The following is a 15,228-nucleotide window of genomic DNA, read 5'->3' as shown; positions in this document are numbered from 1 at the left end:
CCGCCCGGTTCCCAACCCCCGTTCGTGTCGAGCGAAGTCGAGACACTCGGCGTCGTTTACGGTGTCTCGACTTCGCTCGACACGCACGGGAGGGAGGACTGGAGATGATACGCACAGTCTTGGTCGCGGTCTGCGCCCTGCTCGCCTGCTTTGCCGTGCCGCTAGCCGCGAAGTCGCCCACGAAGCCCGTCCAGCTCGATCAGGAACTCTACCGCACCGTCGTCGAACGCGTGCGCGGGGGCGAGAATTTCTACCCCGCCACGATGGCCGCGCAGCGCGAGCGGTCCTATCCGGTCCAGCCAGCGCTCGCGGTGCGCCCGCCGACGATGGCCTATATGTTGGCGCTGCTGCCGAGCACGGTAACGCGCACGGCCGCGCTGATCGCGCTGCTGTTCGGCGCCTTGATCGCGCTCAGGCAAAGCCTTGCGGACCGTACTTCCGGCGAAGCGCTCGCGGTCGTCGCGCTGGCAGTGGCGGGGCTGTTCGGCGCGTTCTTTCCGGACAACGTCTATCTTCACGAGCAGTGGAGCGTGCTGCTGATCATGCTCTCGCTCGCAGCGCACCGGCGGCCCTGGCTCTCGGTGAGCCTTGCGCTGCTCGCCGTGCTGGTGCGCGAGACGGCGCTGGCGTGGCTCGCGGCGATCCTCCTCATGGCGCTGTGGCAGCGCGACGGGAAGCGCGCGCTGATGGCGCTCGGAGCCATAGCGCTGGCGGGCGGACTCTGGCTGATCCACGCCCGGTTGGTGGCCGCGCAGGTCGTGCCCGGCGATCTCACCTCGCCCGGCTGGGTGCGCTTTGGCGGACTGCCGCTGGTAATCGACGCGCTGCGCCGCAATCTTGTGCTGACCGGCCTGCCCGGCCCGCTGATCCTCGTGACAGTCGCCGCCTCGCTTGCCGCCATGCTGCGCTGGGGCCGCGAGATGGAGCGCACCGCCGCCATCGGCAGCGCCGGTTTCCTCGCCGCGCTCACCGTGTTCGGGCGGCCGGACAACGGCTACTGGGGCTTCATGGCCGCGCCGTTCGTGCTGCTCGGCTTGCCGCTATTGGCGCGGCAGGCGCTGCGCCGCCGTCCAGCCTAGCGGCAGCAGAGCGAAGCAGATCTGGCCCGCAAGGCCAAGCAAACCGGCCGGTCTGCCCAGCGCGGCCAGCATCGCGGGTGGAGCTTGACCCAGCGCCAGCCCAAGCAGCACCTCACAAACCATCAACACCGCAAAGGCCGCAAGTCCCATCACAAGCGCCTCTCCCGGCCCGGACACAGCCCATCGCCGAAGGCACCACCGCGCGAGCGGCGCACAAGTTGCCAGCATCAGCGGCGTTTCGATGGCGACCGCAGCAAACGCACCGATGGCCGGGGCAACCAGCAGGGTCCGCACCACGCCAAACAGGAAGCCAAAGCCGAAGCCGATCACACCGTAGGCGGCGCCCGCCCTTATCGCGGCAGGGCTGGTCATGGGTTCATACGCTGAGGAACATCCCCGCCAGCGCCGCGCTCATCAGATTGCTCAGCGCGCCGGCGGCCAGCGCCTTGAGCCCCAGCCTGGCGATCACCGGGCGCTGGTTGGGCGCAAGGCTGCCCGAGACCGCCATCTGGATCGCGATCGAGCTGAAATTGGCAAAGCCGCACAGCGCGAAAGTGACGATGGCGACGGTGTGTGCGCTGAGGTCTTTCGCCGTGCCGAGATCGATGAAGGCGACGAATTCGTTGAGCACGATCTTTGTGCCGAACAGACCCCCGGCTTGCGCCGCCTCGGCCCAGTTGGGCGCGCCGAGGAGGAGGAAGACCGGCGCGAACACGGTGCCGAGGATCTGTTGAAACGAGAGGCCGGGATAGCCCAGCCGCCCGCCGATCCCGCCCAATATGCCATTGGCCATCGCCACCAGCGCCACAAAGGCCAGCACCATCGCGCCCACGGCGACAGCGAGCCGCACACCGGTCTGCGCGCCCTGACTTGCGGCCATGATGAGGTTGGCTGGGCGTTCCTCATCCGGCGCGGTGACGGCGATATGCGGATTGTGCAGCGGGGTATCATCGTGCGCGTGCAGGGGCGGCGGGACATCGGGCATGATCAGCTTGGCCATCAGCACGCCGCCCGGCGCCGACATGAAGGCGGCGGCCACGAGGTAGTCCACCCGGATGCCCATCGCGGCATAGGCCGCCAGGATCGTGCCCGCGACGCCGGCCATGCCCACCGTCATCACCGCGAACATCTGCGAGGGACTCAGCGCGGCGAGATAAGGCCGGATCACCAGCGGCGATTCGCTCTGGCCGACGAAGATGTTGGAGGCGGCGCACAGCGCCTCGACCCGGCTGATGCCGGTGATCTTTTCCAGCCCCCCGCCGATCCAGCGGATCACCAATTGCATGATCCCGAGGTAATAGAGGATCGAAATCAGCGCGGCGAAGAACACGATCGTCGGCAGCGCAGCGATGGCAAAGCTGCGCCCGCCGATCGCGGGATCGGCGAGCGGCCCGAACAGGAAGGCGACGCCTGCCTTGGCATAGCCGAGCAGACCCTCCACTCCGGCGGCTGCACCCTGCAGTGCGGCATTGCCCGGCGGGAAATAGAGCACCAGCGCGGCAAACCCGGCCTGCAGCGCAAAGGCGGGGGCAACGATGCGCAGCCGGATCGCCCTGCGATTGGAGGACAGCAGAACCGCCACGGCCAGAATCAGCGCCATGCCGGCGAGGCTCATCAAAACGCGCATCGCGGGCTGTCGCTCCCCATGAAAACCCAGTCGGGCGTGGCTTAAACGGGATTTGGCGCAGGGTCAAAATCCCGCTAACCCTTGCCAATGCAAGACCAGCCACACGCCGCATCGCCGGAAACTTCGGGCATTCCCACCTCGCTCTTCGCCTTTTCGCTGCTCTATGGCGGGCTTGTCGTGCTGGCCGGCGTGCTCGGCACCAAGATCGCCGCGCTCGGGCACTGGCCGCTACTTGGCGATCTGGCGGTCGAAAGCGGGATCTTCGCGTTCCTGCTGCTGGTTGTCATGGCCAGCGCTGTCGCTGAACTCTATGGGCAGGATGTGGCCAACAAGCTGGTGCGCTTCGGCTTCGTGCCGCTGATCGTCTCGATGCTGCTGCTCACCTTCGTGATCAAGGTGGTGCCCCCCGCGCCGTTCTGGGGCGATCAGGAAGCCTATGCGCGTCTGCTCGGCCAAGGCGCGCGGATGCAGTTTGCGGGCCTTATTTCCTATGGCACCTCGCAGACGCTCAATGTCTATGTCTTCTCGCGGCTTGCCGGCGGGCGCGGGCGGCTGCTGATCCTGCGCGCCTGGATCGCCAGCCTCCTTAGCCAGATGGTCGATACGCTGATCTTCATCACGATCTCGTTCGCAGGGGTAACGGATGCTGCCGGCGTGCCGCTGCCGATTGGCGAGATCATGGCGGGCCAGATTGCCGCCAAGCTGCTGCTCTCCACGATCATGGTGCCGCCGCTGATCTGGGCCTTCGTCAAGTTGGGCCGCAAGCTCGACGGCCAAAGCCAGACATTCCGCTAAATATTGCACCTTCGGGCTGCTTGGTCCAAAGCGCGGCGCATCATGGCAACCACGCACGATCCCGCAGCCGACGACGCCGCCCATCACAAGGCGATGCTCGCCAAGGCCGAAACGCTCACCGAGGCGCTGCCTTACCTGCAGCGATATGCGGGCAAGACCTTCGTGGTGAAGTATGGCGGGCATGCCATGGGCGATCCCGATCTCGCGCAGGATTTTGCCGAAGACATCGTGCTGTTGAAGGCAGTCGGCATCAATCCGGTGGTCGTCCACGGCGGCGGACCGCAGATCGGGCGGATGCTGAAGGCGCTCGGCATCGAATCGCGCTTCGTCGATGGCCTTCGGGTGACCGACAAGCAGACCGCCGAAGTGGCCGAGATGGTCCTCGCCGGCGCGATCAACAAGGAACTGGTCAGCTGGATCGCCCGCGCCGGAGGCAAGGCCATCGGCATTTCCGGCAAGGACGGCGGCATGGTGATCGCCCGCAAGGTCGAGGCGAAGAAGGCCCCCAAGGCGATCAACGACGCCGAAAGCGGGGAAGCCATCGTCGTGGACCTCGGCTTCGTCGGCGAACCGGCGAAGATCGACACCACGGTGATCGACACCATCACCGGCGCCAACATGATCCCGGTGATCGCCCCGATCGGCGTGGGCGAGGATGGCGAAACCTACAACATCAACGCCGACACCATGGCCGGCGCGATTGCTGCAGCGCTCGGCGCGGCGCGGCTGTTTCTCCTCACCGACGTGCCCGGCGTGCTCGACAAGGAGCGCCGCCTGCTTACTGACCTCACCCCGGCGGATATCACCCGCCTCGCAGAGGACGGCACGATCAGCGGCGGCATGATCCCCAAGCTCGAGACCTGTGTCCATGCGGTGGAAGCCGGATGCGAGGCGGCAGTCGTGCTTGATGGGCGCGTGCCGCACGCGATGCTGATCGAAATCTTCACCGCGCGCGGTGCCGGTACGCTGATTCGCGCGTGAAGCTGAGCGCGGCGCAGGGAACCGGCGCGGCTGCGGGGCATTGGCCTTGCATGATACACCGCTTTCTCTGCGCTGCCGCACTGCTCGCCCTCGCGGCCTGCACAGCCCCTGCTCCTGCACCTTCGCCTTCCTCCACAGGCTCGCCGGCGGTTTCCCCCGCGGAATCGCCTGCCCTGGATGCGTCGGCAACGCCTGATGCGCCGCCACCGCCTGCGCCGGCCCGTCCTCCCGGTTCGCGCGATCCCGATGTGGTCCTGCGTGCATGGGGCGATGCGATCGAGGCGCGCGATTGGGTGGTGGTCCGCGCCTTCTGGGGTGATCTGGGCGCGCGCAGCGGCCTTTCGGAGACCGACTTCGCGGCTCGGTGGGCCGGGCTGCACTATCCGAAAGTGACCTTTGGCAAGGGCGAAAGCGAAGGCGCGGCGGGCTCGATCTACTACACCGCGCCGGTCACGATCACCGACGGTTCGCGCATCATCACTGGCGAAGTCGTGCTGCGCCGGGTCAACGACGTCGACGGTGCCACGTCGGAGCAACTGCGCTGGCACATCGAAAGCACCACGCTCAAGCTCTGAAAATCCGCACTCGCCTGCGGGAGGCTCTGGACAAATTTGTATGCAACACATACAAGTTTGTCCATCGCCGTCGGTCGTTCGGCGAGGGGCCCCTTGTGGCTTCGGGAGAGGGTCGGCTAGGAGCGTGCACTCCTTGCTGACATAGGGAATGCGTAATGCTGTTGTTCTCGCTGATTGCAGCCCTGATCAAGCTTATTCAGCTGCTTCAGATCGTTGTAATCATTTCGTTTATTTTGAGCATGCTGATCGCATTCAACGTGGTGAGCCAGCGCAACAAGGTTGTTTCGGCCTTGCTGACAGCGCTTAATGCGATCCTTGACCCGCTCTTGAATCCCATCCGCCGGGCGATGCCAAACACCGGAGCCATCGATTTCTCGCCGATGATCGTGATCTTCGGCCTGGATCTGGTTGTCCGCGTTCTCATCTTCCTCGCCGACATGACCACGCCGTACTGATCCAACTGCAACCCGAGAGTACTGCAATGACTGCCGCGATGATCGATGGGAAGGCCTTTGCCGCAACGCTGCGCGCAAAGGTGGGAGAGCTTGCCGCCGCGTTCGAAGCCAAAGCTGGCCGCAAGGCAGGCCTTGCCGTGGTGCTGGTTGGCGAAGATCCCGCAAGCCAGATCTATGTCCGCTCCAAGGGCAAGCAGACCATCGAGGCGGGCATGGCCAGCTTCGAGCACCGCCTGCCTGCCGAGACGGCTGAAGCCGATCTCCTCGCGCTGGTCGAGCAACTCAACACCGATCCTGCGGTCGATGGCATTCTCGTGCAGCTGCCGCTGCCTTCGCACATGGACGAACAGAAGGTGATCTCCACGATCAACCCGGACAAGGACGTGGACGGTTTCCACGTGATCAGCGCAGGCCGCCTTGCAGTCGGTCAGCCGGGCTTCGTGCCCTGCACACCGCTCGGCTGCCTGATGCTGCTGAAGGACCGGCTGGGCTCGCTCTCCGGCCTCGATGCGGTGGTGATCGGGCGCTCCAACATCGTCGGCAAGCCGATGGCGCAGCTGCTGCTGGCCGAAAGCTGCACGGTGACGATTGCGCACAGCCGCACCAAGGACCTGCCGCAAGTGGTGCGCCGCGCGGATATCGTGGTGGCAGCGGTCGGCCGTCCGGAAATGGTCAAGGCGGACTGGATCAAGCCCGGTGCGACCGTGATCGACGTTGGCATCAACCGCGTACCTGCCGCCGAGGAAGGCAAGACGCGGCTGGTCGGCGATGTCGACTATGCTGGCGCGATGGAAGTGGCCGGTGCGGTAACCCCGGTGCCCGGCGGTGTCGGCCCGATGACAATCGCCGTACTGCTGCGCAATGCGCTCGTAGCCGCCTATCGGGGCGCCGGGCTGGAGCTGGCGGCAGACGCGATCTGAGGCGCTGCCTTTCTATTGCCGGCAGCCTGCTCTAGGCTTGCCCGCATGAAGCGCCTGCTAACCCTCGCCCTGCTCGCTCCCGCCCTGCTTACCCTCGCCCTGCCCGTTGCGGCGCAGGACCCGCGCGGGGGGCCAGCTAGCCTTGGCAGCGCCATCACGCCCATCGGCAATCCCAGCGCACTGATTGCAGCGGAGAGCGCGTTTGCACGGCTGGCGCGCGAGAAGGGCCAGTGGACCGCCTTTGCCGCGACCGCCACCGACGAGGCGGAAATGTTCGTGCCGCAGCGCGTGGCTGCCAAACTCTGGCTCAAAGGCCGCGCCAATCCGCCGCAAGCGGTGCAGTGGCAGCCGAGCTCGGTCTGGATGAGCTGCGACGGCAGCGCGGGGGTGACTTTCGGCGGCTATCAGGCAGGTGGCAGCAACGGCTGGTTCTCCACCGTGTGGCAGCGCCAGCGCAAGAAGGGCGATTACAAGTGGGTGCTCGATCAGGGCGGTGATCTCACCGCGCCGCTGGCCCGGGCCGACTTCATCACCGGCAAAGTCGCCGATTGCCCGCCGCGCCCGCGCCGTGATCCGCTGGCCGATGCGCCGCCCAAGCCCAAGCGCGGTGATCCGCCCCCGCCGCCTCGCCCGCTGGCCGGACCGATCCCGGCGCTGACCGCTCCTGCCGGGTCCGATAGCAAGGATGGCCGCTCGATCGACGGCACGCTCGCCTGGCGCTCCACCGTGCTGCCCGGCGGGACGCGCGAATGGACCGTGTGGCTCTGGCAGGACGGCAAGATGAACGAGGTGCTGAAGCGCACCGAAATCGCGAAGAACGAGGGGTAGGATAATGCTGGCGCTGTTCCTTTCCGCCTTCACAACGCTGTTCGTGGTGATCGACCCGCCAGGCTGCGCGCCGATCTACGCGGGGCTGACGGCTTCCGCCACGCCGCGTCAGGCCTTCATCATGGCCTTGCGCGCATGCCTGATCGCCAGCGGCATCCTCGTGGTCTTCGCGCTGTTCGGCGAGGATCTGCTCGGCGCGCTGCACATCGAACTCGACAGCTTCCGCATTGCGGGCGGCATCATGCTGTTCATGATCGCGATCGACATGGTGTTCGAGAAGCGCACCGAGCGGCGCGAGGAGCGGGCGGAGAAAGTGCGCACCGCGCAGCCACAAGTGGAGGACGTTTCCGTCTTCCCGATGGCCATGCCCATGCTGGCCGGTCCCGGCTCGATCGCCTCGGTCATGCTGCTCACCGCGCGGGCGCACGGTCTGCCTGAGACGCTGGTGATACTGGCGGCACTCGGCGCGGTCATGCTGCTGAGCTTCATCGCGCTGGTCGCCGCGCGCCCGATCATCCGGGCGCTGGGCTCGCAGGTCGAGGCGGTTATCACCCGGCTGCTGGGTGTGTTGCTCGCCGCGCTTGCCGCGCAGTTCGTGATCGACGGGATCAGGGCGCAGTTCTAGATTACTGCAGCGTCACGCGCCCGTCGTCCGAATCGCGGCGGCCGAAGAATTGCATGAGCTGGACGAGCAGCTCGCACCGCGCGGCAAGGCTGTCAGCCTCCAGCAGGGCCTGCTTGGCGGCGGCATCGAACGGGGCAATCTGCGAGACGCCGTTGATCAGCGAGACATCATCGAGCCGGCCGACGGAATCCCAATCGACCGAATAGCCCTGCGCATCGGCAAAGCGGCGCGCCTCGCGCTCGAACGAGGCGCGTTCGACCGCACTGAGGCTGGCGCTCGCGTCGTCCTCGATCAGCTCGCCCTCGACCTGGCGGAACGGCGTGGTCACATCGAGTTCACGCAGCAGGCGGAAGCGGGAAATCCCCTCGAGAATCACGTTGTAGCGCCCGTCCTCCATCGCCTCGACTTCGCCGATCTTGCCGACGCAGCCGATCTGGAACAGCGGGGCGCCATCATATTGGCCCTGCGGCTGGATCATGGCGATGCGCCGGTCACGCACCAGCGAATCGGAGATCATCGAGCGGTAGCGCGGCTCGAAAATGTGCAGGGGCAACTGCAGCCCCGGGAAGAGCAGCGCGCCCGTGAGCGGGAAGATCGAGAGGCGCACCGGCCTGCTGTCCTGCGCCATGGCTTAGCCGAAAAGCACGGTGGAAAGCTTGCGGCGGGTGGCCGCAACCCACGGATCTTCAAGGCCGATAGCTTCGAAGATCTGCAGCAGGCGGGTGCGCGCGGCGCCTTCGTTCCACGCCCGGTCGCGCGCGACCATGGCGAGGAGCAGGCCCGCCGCGCCATCGCGGTCACCGGCGGCATAGAGCCCGTTGGCGAGTGCGAGCTGCGCGTCCATATCCTCCGGATTGGCGGCGACGGCGGCGCGCAGACCGTCGAGCTCGCTGGGCTCGGGCGCATCGGCAGCGAGCGCGAGCGCGGAACGGGCCTGCGCCAGCGCCGGGTCTTCCGCCAGCTTGGGATCGAGCGAAGCGAGGACGTCCTCCGCCGCTGCCTTGTCGCCCGCCATGAGCAGCGCGCGGATCAGGCCGGAGTGAGCGGCAGCATTGTCCGGCGCGATTTCCGCGATCTGGGAGAAGATGCCGACCGCGCGTTCGCCGTCGCCAAGTGCGAGCACTTCCTCACCCATGGCGAGCAGCGGGGCGATATCCTGCGCGGGTTCGTCCCCCGCCTGGATCGGGAGGCGCGCGAGCATCTGATCGAGCATCTGGCGCAGCTGCGATTCGCTGCGCGCGGGCGTAAGGTCTGCCACCGGCTGGCCTTGGAACATGGCGTAGACCGTGGGGATCGAGCGCACCTGGAACTGTGCGGCGATGAACTGTTCCTCATCGACGTTGATCTTGGCGAGGACGACGCCCTTTTCAGCGTATTCGCCGCAGACTTTCTCAAGCAGCGGGGTGAGCGCCTTGCACGGCCCGCACCATTCGGCCCAGAAATCGAGCACGACGAGCTTGGTCATCGATGGCTCGACCACGGCCTTGCGGAAGCGGTCCACCGCTTTCTGCTCTTCGAGATTGAGGCCAAGGCTTGCCACTGGTCGGTCTCCGCGCTGAAACGTGAAAGAATGTGTTGCCCCCATGTGGGAAGCGAGGGCAGTTCGGCAAGGGCATTTGCGGGCAAGAGGGCAAGCGATAGGGCCTGCGCGCATTTTTGCTGTTGCGCGGGCTAGCCCATGAAGCTAAGGGCGCGCTTCACCCCGGTCGGGGGCCTTCAGGCAGCCCGATCCGAAACGCACGAGCGGGCGTAGCTCAGGGGTAGAGCACAACCTTGCCAAGGTTGGGGTCGAGGGTTCGAATCCCTTCGCCCGCTCCAGTTTCCTTCCCTCATCTAGCGTGATCAGGCAAAGGGTCCGCGTGTCTGCGGGGAACCCTCTGAGTCTTCAGTTGCGCTCCGCGGCAAGCCGCTCCGCTGGGGGTTCGAATCCCTTCGCCCGCTCCAGTTTCCTCCCTTCATCTTGCGCGATCAGGCAAAGGGTCCGCGTGTCTGCGGGGAACCCTCTGAGCCTTCATTTGCGCTCCGCGGCAAGCCGCTCCGCTGGGGGTTCGAATCCCTTTGCCCGCTACAGTTTCCCACCCTGACATTGGTGTTTTTACTGCACAGTCGCCGTGACGGCTGGCGGCTGCCGATTCGCGTTTGCGCCTCCCAATTTAGGTCAGGTTGACACAGTTGACACAGTCCTGAGGGAGAAACCCGGGAGGGTTCCCGCAGGCCGGTTTTGCGGCGCGGGTTTTCGAATTGATGCGGGTCAAGGAGCATGGCGCCGGTTTACCGCAGAGCCTGCACTGTAGGACAGGGGTTTCCCGCCATGGGCAGGCAACCCCTTGTTTCCGCGCCCGCCAGCGATAGACTTCACTGGTGGACATGATGGCCCTGCACGGCTGCACCACAAACCCACGCCCGGGCATGAGACCCGGCGGGACATACGAGAGGAACGAGCATGACCGGCGCACTGCCCCCGCATCCCTTCAAGGACTTTTACGGCAACTATATCGGCGGACGCTGGGTCGATGCCGCAGACGGGCGGCGGTTCGACAATCCCTCGCCGATCACGGGGCAGGTGATCACCTCGCTGGCGCGCTCCTCCGCCGCCGATGTGGAAGCGGCGCTCGATGCCGCGCATGCTGCCAAGGATGCGTGGGGCAAGACCAGCGCCGGTGAGCGCGCGCTGATCCTGAACCGCATTGCCGACCGCATGGAAGAGAACCTCGCGCTGCTCGCCACGGCAGAGACCTGGGACAACGGCAAGCCGATCCGCGAGACGATGGCGGCGGACATGCCGCTGGCGATCGACCACTTCCGCTATTTCGCGGGCTGCATCCGCGCGCAGGAAGGCGGGATTTCCGAGATCGACAACGATACGGTGGCCTACCACTTCCACGAGCCGCTGGGCGTGGTCGGCCAGATCATTCCGTGGAACTTCCCGATCCTGATGGCGGTGTGGAAGCTCGCCCCGGCGCTGGCGGCGGGCAACTGCGTGGTGCTCAAGCCCGCCGAGCAGACCCCGGCCTCGATCCATGTGCTGCTGGAACTGATTGGCGATCTGCTGCCGCCGGGCGTGCTCAATGTGGTCAACGGCTTTGGCCTCGAAGCGGGCAAGCCGCTCGCGCAGAGCCGCCGCATCGCCAAGATCGCCTTTACCGGCGAGACGACGACCGGGCGGCTTATCATGCAGTATGCCAGCGAGAACCTGATCCCGGTGACGCTGGAGCTGGGCGGCAAATCGCCCAACATCTTCTTTGCCGACGTGATGGATGCGGATGACGACTTCTTCGACAAGGCCTTGGAAGGTTTTGCCATGTTCGCGCTCAACCAGGGCGAGGTCTGCACCTGCCCGAGCCGCGCGCTGATCCAGGAATCGATCTACGACAAGTTCATGGAGCGCGCCGTGGCCCGCGTCGAAAAGATCGTGCAGGGCAGCCCGCTCGATGCATCGACGATGATCGGGGCGCAGGCTTCTTCCGAGCAGCTGGAGAAAATCCTCTCCTACTTCGAGATCGGCCGCAATGAAGGCGCCAAGGTGCTGACGGGCGGCGAGCGCGCGGTGATGCCGGGCGACATGGCCGGCGGTTTCTACATCAAGCCGACGATCCTTGCAGGCCACAACAAGATGCGCGTGTTCCAGGAGGAGATCTTCGGCCCCGTGGTGGCGGTGACGACCTTCAAGGATGCCGAGGACGCGCATGCCATCGCCAACGACACGCTCTATGGCCTTGGCGCGGGCGTGTGGACGCGCAATGGCACGCAGGCCTATCGCACGGGCCGCGCGGTGCAGGCCGGGCGCGTGTGGACCAATTGCTATCACGCCTATCCGGCGCACGCGGCGTTCGGCGGCTACAAGCAATCGGGCATCGGGCGCGAGAACCACAAGATGATGCTCGACCACTACCAGCAGACCAAGAACCTGCTGGTGAGCTACAGCCCCAAGGCGCTCGGGTTCTTCTGAGGCCGATGCACAAGGTTGCAGCCACCCCGGCGGCGCTGGCCCTGCTTGGCGAGATCATCGCCGAGCACGGGCCGGTGCTGTTTCACCAATCGGGCGGGTGCTGCGATGGCTCCTCCCCCATGTGTTACCCGGCGGGCGAATTTCGCGTGGGCGAAAGCGACGTGCTGCTGGGGCAGGTGGGCGAGGCGCCGTTCTATATCGGCGTGCGCCAGTTCGAGGCATGGAGCGCTGCGGGCGAGGCGGTGGACCTGCTGCTTGATGCCGTGCCGGGGCGCGGGGGGATGTTCAGCCTTGATAACGGGCGCGAGCAGCGGTTTTTGATTAGGTCGGGAGCGTGCGCAGTTTAGGGTGCTTGGACAAATAGGTCTGACGGTCTGCGACCCACTTTCAGACGTTCAGGCTCCGCTCCGGGAGCGTCTGCTACTGGTCCACACCGCCTAGGCTGGCCCCTGCCGGGTTATTTGAAGCACAGGGTCGGTTGAGGCGGGTGGGAACTTCAGATCACTTGCGAGATCTTGCATCTCCTTTTCTTGGGAGGTCTCCTCGCCTTCGACCACGACCGGTGCCGAAATCAGCCGCACCTCCACTCGCATGCCTCTTTCGATGCGCCCCAGATACTCGGGCAAGTCCTTACGGAGCGCGTTACCAAGCTCATTGCCGCGCGCAGTTTTGGCAAGGGGTGTGATGAGTTCTGCAACCTTCGCCTCCACTCCGGCGTCGATTTGTTTCTTGATCTTATCGGAGAAAATGCTGTCCACCTCTTCCTCTGAGAAGGCTGCGAGCTTCCGCGTCTGCGCTCGGATATTTCTTATTTCCTCAACAGATTTCCACTGTTCCAGCGCCCATTTCGTCAAGTTCCCAACCTGTTTCGCTAGGTAGAGGCCAACCCCGAGCGCAATCAAGGGGTCGGTAGTCGACAGGCTCGCCAGCTGCACTTCTGATGCAGCTGCTCCGTCGAGCTCGCTCAGGTGCTGAAGAAGCCGACGTATGTAGCGCAGCTCCCCAATCAGGCCGTCGAACTGATTATCAAAAAGGTTCCGAGGGAGCTGGAAAGATACCTCTGCCTCCCAATCCTCAGGTTCCTCGACATCCCAACGAAGTTCACTGCCGGTTGCAATGAACTGCCGGAAACGGGCCAACGCAAGGTCGCGCTTTGAAACTATGCCCTGCGCAACGTCCCGCGCAGTTGTCGGGGTCGCAGGACTTTCTCGAAGTGCTTCGGCCACTTCATCACCAAGAGTTTCGGTAAACAATGGAGCGTCTGCCAAGTCTTCGATGGCTAAAACCTCCTCTGGCGTGAGGATGTTGTTTGCAGCCTTGAGGGCTTGCTTGAACGAACCGAGAGCTGCGACAGCTGTCTGTTGATAGCTTGTTTCGGAAGGCCCGGATGAGAGTTGGCTCAGAGCTTGGACCACCGCCGAGCCAGTTCCACTGACGGACGCTGCTCCGTCTGCTTCCAGCGCCAACCTCGTAAGGCGAAATATTCTTCCGATGTCCATATGTTTCCCCGCTCGGAATCACTTCAGGCCTGAGGGCTCGCGCGCTCGAGACCCCTCTTCAGGTTTGGGGCTGTACCTACAAATCTGCAAGGCTGCTCCGTCCACATTCCGCATGAAGATGTTGGTTCAACAGGATGAACGTCGCCTTTCAAACTAAGCTGTCATTTGTTTACAACTTAGTGAATGGCAGCAACGTCCCAATCCCGGTCACTCCGCTAGCCGCCGAACTTGCCTGCGCCGCCTAGCCCTTGCCGCAGGGCTTCGAGCCGGAGGCCGCCACAACCGGCAGCAGAATCCACGGGAAGAGGCCCGCGAAGAACACCGACTGCGCGGCGGTGGCGGTGGGGCTTGCGGGGATGACGAGGAACGCGAATGCGCCCCAGGCGAGCAGGAGGGCCCAGCCGAGCAGCCAGCTTTCCAGCCATTCCGGCTTGGCGCTGAGGCGTTCGAAGCAGAGGTGCAGGACGGGCAGGCGGGTGCGGGCGGGTTTCATCGGTCTGGCTTTCAGAAGCCCAGCGCGGTGAGGCTGGGGTAATCGTCGGGGCGGCGACTGAGGGGCCAATCGAGCTTGCGTTCGTCGGCGCGGATCGGGTGTTCGTTGATGCTGGCGATGCGGCGGCGCATGAGGCCGTGTTCGTCGAACTCCCAGTTTTCGTTACCGTAGGCGCGGTGCCACTGGCCGCTGTCGTCGTGGCATTCGTAGGCGAAGCGCACAGCGATGCGGTTGCCATCATGCGCCCAAAGTTCCTTGACGAGGCGGTAGTCGAGCTCGCGCGCCCACTTGCGGGTGAGCAGGGCTTCCACCGCAGCGCGGCCCTGCACGAACTCGGCGCGGTTCCGCCACTCGGTGTCCTCGGTATAGGCGAGCGCGACGCGCTGGGGATCGCGGGTGTTCCACGCATCTTCGGCGAGGCGCACCTTCTGCGCGGCGGTTTCGGCGGTGAAGGGCGGGAGCGGCGGACGCGACATGACGGGCCTTTCGTGAGGCTGGGGAGCGGGACAATCGGGAAAAGGGTGGCACCCGGGCGGGAGTGCGGGGGGGATGAGGCCCGCCCGGGTGCTGGGGCTCTGTGCGGCCAGGGATGTGCCGCCAGAGCGCTGGTGGCCGCCGGGAAGGGAGGGGGGAACCGGCGGCTGCCTTCTCTATGTAGGAATGCGGATGTGGCTTCGGTAGGGGGATAAACTGCAACACTACGTTCCATTTTTTGAAAGGGCGGCGAGTTGTGCTTCGAGCGCGGCGATCCGCGCGTCGCGTGCAGAAATCTCTTGGGCGAGCGCTTCGGCGACGTCTTCGGCCGGCAGAAGCTGGGGGATGTGCTGCGGGCAATTGATGTCCCACGCGGTGATCGTGAAGACCATCGCCTGTTCGGGAACGCCGCGATAGCCGGGCATGGCGAGCGCTTCGTTGAGATCGGCATCGCCCTCGATCACCGCGAGTTCGCCCCAGACCTTGATGCGGCGGCGATTGGCGTAGTCCATCAGGAAGATGAAGGCCTTGCGGTTTTCCGCCGCGTTGCCGGTGGTGATGTACTGCCGGTTGCCGCGATAGTCGGCGAAGGCGAGGCGCTGGTCATCGAGCACTTTGAGGAAGCCCTTTGGCCCTCCGCGATGCTGGATATAGGGCTGGCCATCCGCGCTGGCCGTGCCGAGGTAGAAGCTGCGCACTTCGGCGACGAAGGCGGCAAGGCGGGCATCGACGCGGTCTGCCATGATCATCCCGGCATAGTGGTGGCGCGAGCCCTTGCGGATCTGCGCGGCCTTGACCGAGGGCGAGAAGGCGTGATCGGTGGGGTCTGAGATATCGGACATCGGGGCGGAACTTTCGAGCGGCGTTGGCCCCGTTGTACCGCTGCTGCGCCCGGCCACCAGCCGCGCGCCGCGCAAGTCACCCTTGC

The 15,228-nt window shown here is 65.3% G+C and carries 18 protein-coding genes and 1 tRNA gene; 11 read left to right on the top strand and 8 right to left on the bottom strand.

The features are described from left to right. Positions 1-104: 104 nt before the first annotated feature. Entirely contained in the window at positions 105-1,079 is a 975-nt protein-coding gene (locus ACODS2_RS00620; RefSeq protein WP_488997135.1) for a hypothetical protein, read from the top strand. On the opposite strand, the gene ACODS2_RS00615 is transcribed toward ACODS2_RS00620, so the two are convergent. Continuing rightward, complete coding sequence (locus ACODS2_RS00615) at positions 1,041-1,451, bottom strand: hypothetical protein (protein WP_488997134.1); 411 nt, start codon at positions 1,449-1,451, stop codon at positions 1,041-1,043. The genes ACODS2_RS00620 and ACODS2_RS00615 overlap by 39 nt on opposite strands. 4 nt (positions 1,452-1,455) lie before the next feature. Beyond that, positions 1,456-2,706, bottom strand: a complete 1,251-nt coding sequence (locus tag ACODS2_RS00610) for a NupC/NupG family nucleoside CNT transporter (RefSeq protein WP_488997133.1) — start codon at positions 2,704-2,706, stop codon at positions 1,456-1,458. Between the two features lie 87 nt (positions 2,707-2,793). On the opposite strand from ACODS2_RS00610, the gene ACODS2_RS00605 reads away from it, so the two are divergent. The 7 genes from ACODS2_RS00605 to ACODS2_RS00575 all read left to right on the top strand — a co-directional run bounded on the left by ACODS2_RS00605 (position 2,794) and on the right by ACODS2_RS00575 (position 7,885). Then, a complete protein-coding gene (locus ACODS2_RS00605) occupies positions 2,794-3,501 on the top strand; it encodes a queuosine precursor transporter (RefSeq protein WP_488997132.1) in 708 nt (235 codons plus the stop codon). 42 nt (positions 3,502-3,543) lie between these two features. After that, complete coding sequence (gene argB, locus ACODS2_RS00600) at positions 3,544-4,482, top strand: acetylglutamate kinase (RefSeq protein ID WP_298169009.1); 939 nt, start codon at positions 3,544-3,546, stop codon at positions 4,480-4,482. A 248-nt stretch (positions 4,483-4,730) separates the two neighbouring features. Next, positions 4,731-5,057 (top strand): hypothetical protein, encoded by a 327-nt coding sequence (locus tag ACODS2_RS00595; protein ID WP_488997131.1) that lies wholly within the window; start codon positions 4,731-4,733, stop codon positions 5,055-5,057. 155 nt (positions 5,058-5,212) lie between these two features. Beyond that, the gene (locus tag ACODS2_RS00590) at positions 5,213-5,512 is read left to right on the top strand and encodes a YggT family protein (RefSeq protein ID WP_421836271.1); all 300 of its coding nucleotides are present in this window, start codon (positions 5,213-5,215) and stop codon (positions 5,510-5,512) included. 26 nt (positions 5,513-5,538) lie between these two features. Continuing rightward, complete coding sequence (folD, locus tag ACODS2_RS00585; RefSeq protein WP_488997130.1) at positions 5,539-6,432, top strand: bifunctional methylenetetrahydrofolate dehydrogenase/methenyltetrahydrofolate cyclohydrolase FolD; 894 nt, start codon at positions 5,539-5,541, stop codon at positions 6,430-6,432. Between the two features lie 45 nt (positions 6,433-6,477). Then, positions 6,478-7,260: a hypothetical protein gene (locus tag ACODS2_RS00580; protein WP_488997129.1), complete on the top strand. Its 783-nt coding sequence runs from the start codon at positions 6,478-6,480 to the stop codon at positions 7,258-7,260. Between the two features lie 4 nt (positions 7,261-7,264). Continuing rightward, positions 7,265-7,885, top strand: a complete 621-nt coding sequence (locus ACODS2_RS00575) for a MarC family protein (RefSeq protein ID WP_298169021.1) — start codon at positions 7,265-7,267, stop codon at positions 7,883-7,885. 1 nt (position 7,886) lies between these two features. On the opposite strand, the gene ACODS2_RS00570 is transcribed toward ACODS2_RS00575, so the two are convergent. Both ACODS2_RS00570 and ACODS2_RS00565 read right to left on the bottom strand, forming a co-directional pair. After that, positions 7,887-8,513, bottom strand: a complete 627-nt coding sequence (locus tag ACODS2_RS00570; protein WP_488997128.1) for an LON peptidase substrate-binding domain-containing protein — start codon at positions 8,511-8,513, stop codon at positions 7,887-7,889. Positions 8,514-8,516: 3 nt separating this feature from the next. Beyond that, positions 8,517-9,425 carry a tetratricopeptide repeat protein gene (locus ACODS2_RS00565; RefSeq protein ID WP_488997127.1) on the bottom strand — a complete coding sequence of 303 codons (909 nt, stop codon included), beginning with the start codon at positions 9,423-9,425 and terminating at the stop codon, positions 8,517-8,519. Between the two features lie 203 nt (positions 9,426-9,628). Between ACODS2_RS00565 and ACODS2_RS00560 the strand changes: the two genes are divergently transcribed. The 3 genes from ACODS2_RS00560 (at position 9,629) to ACODS2_RS00550 (ending at position 12,181) form a co-directional block, all read left to right on the top strand. Beyond that, positions 9,629-9,703: transfer RNA gene (locus ACODS2_RS00560), tRNA-Gly, on the top strand. Positions 9,704-10,328: 625 nt separating this feature from the next. After that, on the top strand, positions 10,329-11,834 hold the full coding sequence (adh, locus tag ACODS2_RS00555) for an aldehyde dehydrogenase (protein ID WP_488997126.1): 1,506 nt from the start codon (positions 10,329-10,331) through the stop codon (positions 11,832-11,834). 5 nt (positions 11,835-11,839) lie between these two features. Continuing rightward, positions 11,840-12,181: a DUF779 domain-containing protein gene (locus ACODS2_RS00550; RefSeq protein ID WP_298191031.1), complete on the top strand. Its 342-nt coding sequence runs from the start codon at positions 11,840-11,842 to the stop codon at positions 12,179-12,181. A gap of 90 nt (positions 12,182-12,271) precedes the next feature. Here ACODS2_RS00550 and ACODS2_RS00545 read toward each other — a convergent pair whose 3' ends face one another. From ACODS2_RS00545 to ACODS2_RS00530, 4 genes are all read right to left on the bottom strand, one after another. Continuing rightward, positions 12,272-13,333, bottom strand: coding sequence for a hypothetical protein (locus tag ACODS2_RS00545; RefSeq protein WP_488997125.1), 1,062 nt, complete (start codon positions 13,331-13,333; stop codon positions 12,272-12,274). 241 nt (positions 13,334-13,574) lie between these two features. After that, positions 13,575-13,826, bottom strand: coding sequence for a hypothetical protein (locus ACODS2_RS00540; protein ID WP_488997124.1), 252 nt, complete (start codon positions 13,824-13,826; stop codon positions 13,575-13,577). A gap of 11 nt (positions 13,827-13,837) precedes the next feature. Further along, on the bottom strand, positions 13,838-14,302 hold the full coding sequence (locus tag ACODS2_RS00535; protein ID WP_488997123.1) for a nuclear transport factor 2 family protein: 465 nt from the start codon (positions 14,300-14,302) through the stop codon (positions 13,838-13,840). Between the two features lie 222 nt (positions 14,303-14,524). Then, positions 14,525-15,142, bottom strand: coding sequence for a pyridoxamine 5'-phosphate oxidase family protein (locus ACODS2_RS00530; RefSeq protein ID WP_488997122.1), 618 nt, complete (start codon positions 15,140-15,142; stop codon positions 14,525-14,527). Between the last annotated feature and the right edge of the window lie 86 nt (positions 15,143-15,228).

Source organism: Novosphingobium sp. FG137 (assembly GCF_057809735.1).
This window is presented reverse-complemented; position numbering and strand designations above follow the sequence as displayed.

What these genes read in the sequence shown, in the direction of transcription:
- ACODS2_RS00590 (WP_421836271.1), top strand. Translation starts at nt 5,213, where the DNA reads ATGCTGTTGTTCTCGCTGATTGCAGCCCTGATCAAGCTTATTCAGCTG.
- ACODS2_RS00545 (WP_488997125.1), bottom strand. Translation starts at nt 13,333, where the DNA reads ATGGACATCGGAAGAATATTTCGCCTTACGAGGTTGGCGCTGGAAGCA.
- argB (WP_298169009.1), top strand. Translation starts at nt 3,544, where the DNA reads ATGGCAACCACGCACGATCCCGCAGCCGACGACGCCGCCCATCACAAG.
- ACODS2_RS00610 (WP_488997133.1), bottom strand. Translation starts at nt 2,706, where the DNA reads ATGCGCGTTTTGATGAGCCTCGCCGGCATGGCGCTGATTCTGGCCGTG.
- ACODS2_RS00535 (WP_488997123.1), bottom strand. Translation starts at nt 14,302, where the DNA reads ATGTCGCGTCCGCCGCTCCCGCCCTTCACCGCCGAAACCGCCGCGCAG.
- folD (WP_488997130.1), top strand. Translation starts at nt 5,539, where the DNA reads ATGACTGCCGCGATGATCGATGGGAAGGCCTTTGCCGCAACGCTGCGC.
- ACODS2_RS00580 (WP_488997129.1), top strand. Translation starts at nt 6,478, where the DNA reads ATGAAGCGCCTGCTAACCCTCGCCCTGCTCGCTCCCGCCCTGCTTACC.
- adh (WP_488997126.1), top strand. Translation starts at nt 10,329, where the DNA reads ATGACCGGCGCACTGCCCCCGCATCCCTTCAAGGACTTTTACGGCAAC.
- ACODS2_RS00540 (WP_488997124.1), bottom strand. Translation starts at nt 13,826, where the DNA reads ATGAAACCCGCCCGCACCCGCCTGCCCGTCCTGCACCTCTGCTTCGAA.
- ACODS2_RS00530 (WP_488997122.1), bottom strand. Translation starts at nt 15,142, where the DNA reads ATGTCCGATATCTCAGACCCCACCGATCACGCCTTCTCGCCCTCGGTC.
- ACODS2_RS00620 (WP_488997135.1), top strand. Translation starts at nt 105, where the DNA reads ATGATACGCACAGTCTTGGTCGCGGTCTGCGCCCTGCTCGCCTGCTTT.
- ACODS2_RS00550 (WP_298191031.1), top strand. Translation starts at nt 11,840, where the DNA reads ATGCACAAGGTTGCAGCCACCCCGGCGGCGCTGGCCCTGCTTGGCGAG.
- ACODS2_RS00615 (WP_488997134.1), bottom strand. Translation starts at nt 1,451, where the DNA reads ATGACCAGCCCTGCCGCGATAAGGGCGGGCGCCGCCTACGGTGTGATC.
- ACODS2_RS00575 (WP_298169021.1), top strand. Translation starts at nt 7,265, where the DNA reads ATGCTGGCGCTGTTCCTTTCCGCCTTCACAACGCTGTTCGTGGTGATC.
- ACODS2_RS00605 (WP_488997132.1), top strand. Translation starts at nt 2,794, where the DNA reads ATGCAAGACCAGCCACACGCCGCATCGCCGGAAACTTCGGGCATTCCC.
- ACODS2_RS00570 (WP_488997128.1), bottom strand. Translation starts at nt 8,513, where the DNA reads ATGGCGCAGGACAGCAGGCCGGTGCGCCTCTCGATCTTCCCGCTCACG.